The organism is Streptomyces sp. NPDC096046 (genome assembly GCF_040303285.1).
Lineage (GTDB): Bacteria > Actinomycetota > Actinomycetes > Streptomycetales > Streptomycetaceae > Streptomyces.
On the sequence record NZ_JBEOSZ010000107.1, the window covers coordinates 1 to 3,033 of the forward strand.

A 3,033-nucleotide genomic window follows, 5' to 3' on the forward strand; every position below is an offset into this window, starting at 1 on the left:
TGGCCGAGTCATCCGCCCGGCTGTCACCGACGCGGTCGCACTCGGCGAGAGTGCCGTCCAGGACAACGAAGTCCGGATCGTGCTCGCCCAGCGTCTTGACAACTTGCACCGACTGCACAGCAGCCTCGGCTACCGCAGTCCCGCCGACTGCGAGGCCACACTCGCCGCCTGACCACCACACCGATGGTGTCCGTCAAAGCGGAACAAGCTCAAGTTGGGTCACCGTGGCATTCACATGTGGTCCCTGCCCTGGGCAGGGACCACACCGTGGGGAGGGCCCCTCCCGTCGCTGGAGCCCGACGGCCAGCTCATGGCCGGTGCCGATCTACCGCGATCCCCCGATCGGTGGAATGCCCCGTCGTCCACGGCGCCCGCGCGTCCGGGCGGCGGCTGAGCGGAGCCGCCGGTGGTGTGAGACAGCCGGTGGCGCTCCTCCTCGATGACACGCAGTCGGCCGGAGGCGTCCGTCCAGTGGGTTCACCACGCGGGCGGCCTTCCGGGAGCTGTGCAGGGATCCTGCCCGCACGGCGGGATGGACGCGAGGAGCCGGCCCACCCTCTGTCCCACCGGTGAGCGGCCCTGCCACCGCAACGGGTGCGCGCGCGAGGTGCACAGAGACCGGCCGGCGAAGTGGACTTCGGGCCTTCGACGCTGCCACGGGACAGACCTTGTCAGGGCCATGGCTTCATGGATGTCGCCCTGCTCCGGTTGAACAAGGCCGGGAGCCATCTGGCAGGATCACGGATCTCGGCTGTCCGCAGCAGCGAGCGCAGGACGATGGTGTGCTGCTGAACGGGCCCGGAGACGACCGAACCGTTCACGGCCGTCCCACGTGGAGCGGGCGACGGGCGACCGCAGCCTTCGAGGCGCGCTGCAGGGCCTGGCGCAGCAGTCTGTACCGCTTCGCGGTGACGGTGCCCTGCGGCTCACGTGCTCGACGCGCAGGTGAGCCGCGCCTGGGCCCTGCCGGCGACCTCCGCAGCTCGAGGAACTGCTGGGCCGGTTACGGGAGGCATGGCAGGCCTTCGCGGCCCTGGGCGGTTACGGGATGACGGTGAAGGCGTGTCGTTTGCCGAGTCGGGTCAGGGAGTCGCGGCCCGGTGTTCCGTCGGCGTCTCTGCCCCGGTAGGAGCCGCCGGCTTCGCTGCGCTGCCAGGCGGCGTAGGCCTCGACGGTCTTGGTTCCGAACGAGCCGTCGGCGTAGCGGGGCTCGAGGAGACCTTCGGTGACGAGGGCATCCTCCACGGTCCGGACGTCGGCCGGGTGGGTTTGGTGGCCGCCGGGCCCGGGAGGGTCTGTCGTGGCGGCCGCAACGACGTGGGCGAGACTGACCTGCCGGGACCGGCCACCGGGACGCGGCTGGGCCCTGACGGACAGCACCTTGGCGGTGTCGAGGGCTCCGGGATCACCGTGGTCGTTGCCCGGGACGTGGCAGTGTCCGAAGTGGCCGCCTTTGGACTGCCACACGGAACGTGAGCGGGCTGGGGAGCCACCCGGGTAGATCACGGGAGGGCCGGCCGGCCACAGGTCGGGTACGTCCCAGGAGCGGATGGCGGTGAGGATGCGCTGCCAGCCGGGTTTGTCCCTGGGGTCCCATTCTGTGGTCCACGGTGTGGCGGCGCGGCCCAGGACCTCGATCTGTATGCAGACCCGGCCTTCGCGGTTGGTGCGGCGGGAGCCGTCGTTGCGCAGGGCGCGGGCCGAGTGGTGCAGGGGGCCGAACTGTCCTACGCGGTCGGTGACCGGACAATAGATCAGGTGGGGTTCAGCGGCCACCTTGATCAGGTAGGAGGCGACCGCCTCGAGGTACTTTCCGCCGGCCGGTGACTCGGTGGTGTGGTGGACTACGCGGGGTGGGTTGCCCGGGGTGTCCATCGGGCCGCCGATCACACCGTCGCCGTATCTGATCGCCTGGCCGATCCACAGCGTGCCCGGGTCCTGAGTGGCCGCGGTGCCCGTTGCTGCCGCCCTTCTTCGGGACTCCGTGCGGACGGGCCTTGCGGGGAGCCGGATTTCAGGCGGGGCAGAGGCGGTGTGGACGGGCTGATACCAGTCCAGGTCTCCGTTCTCGCGCAGGACGAACACCGAGCCCGGGTGGCGCGGATGCTCGACGATGTGGCGCGCCGCAGAGGGCAGGGCAGCGATCGCGCGGGCGACCTTCAGATGGCGTTCATCGATAGTGCCGTGGTAGGTGACGGACTGGTCGGGGTGGATGACAGCAGCGTGATACAGGGGCATGAAACCTCCTGATGTGATGTGGTCGCCTGGGCCTTTGCCGGCGGGGCCAGGTGTTCGTGGCTGCCGTCCGGCAGAGTTCATCGCAGGTGCTTCGCACTCGCCGGGTCAGATGGCCGGGGCTTCGCGCCGCGTGTAGAGCAGGCCGTTGCTGGTGCCGGCGGGGGTGGTGACGGTGACGGTGACCGATCCGGCCGCGCCTGCGGGGGCCACGGCGGTGATTTGGGTGGCGGAGACCACCGTGAACGACGCTGGGGTTGAACCGAATTGAACACCGGTGGTCGTGGTGAGGTTGCTGCCGGTCAGGGTGATGACAGTCCCGGCGTGCGTCGGTCCCTGGACAGGCGCCAGCGAGGTCAGCGTGGGCGCTGAGAGGTAGATGTAGCTGAGGGTGTTGCTGGTGCCGCCGGGGGTGGTGACGGTGACTGCGGCGGTGCCGGCGGCGTGGGCGGGGGTGACGGCGGTGATCTGGGTGGCGGAGACCACCGTGAACGATGTGGCGGCGATCCCGTCGAAGCGCACGGCTGTTGCGGCGAGCAGGTCGTTGCCGGTCAAGGTGACCGTGGTACCGCCCGCTGTCGTTCCGGAAGCAGGTGCGACGGCGGTCAGCGAGGGCGGCGCGGCGTAGTAGAAGTACGCACCAGGATTGTCGGTGTTGCTGGTGCCGCCGGGGGTGGTGACGGTGACTGCGGCGGTGCCGGCCGCGTGGGCGGGGGTGACGGCGGTGATCTGGGTGGCGGAGACCACCGTGAACGATGTGGCGGCGATCCCGTCGAAGCGCACGGCTGTTGCGCCGGT

At 70.2% G+C, this 3,033-nt stretch carries 2 protein-coding genes and 1 pseudogene; all 3 read right to left on the bottom strand.

All coding sequences use genetic code 11. The features are described 5' to 3' along the window. Positions 1-100: pseudogene (locus tag ABTX62_RS37765) on the bottom strand (IS5/IS1182 family transposase); the annotation flags it as partial. Positions 101-1,041: 941 nt separating this feature from the next. Beyond that, positions 1,042-2,238, bottom strand: a complete 1,197-nt coding sequence (locus ABTX62_RS37770; protein WP_352120409.1) for a peptidoglycan-binding domain-containing protein — start codon at positions 2,236-2,238, stop codon at positions 1,042-1,044. A 105-nt stretch (positions 2,239-2,343) separates the two neighbouring features. Beyond that, positions 2,344-3,033 (bottom strand): IPT/TIG domain-containing protein (locus ABTX62_RS37775; RefSeq protein WP_352120410.1); only part of this gene is annotated, 690 nt, incomplete at its 5' end.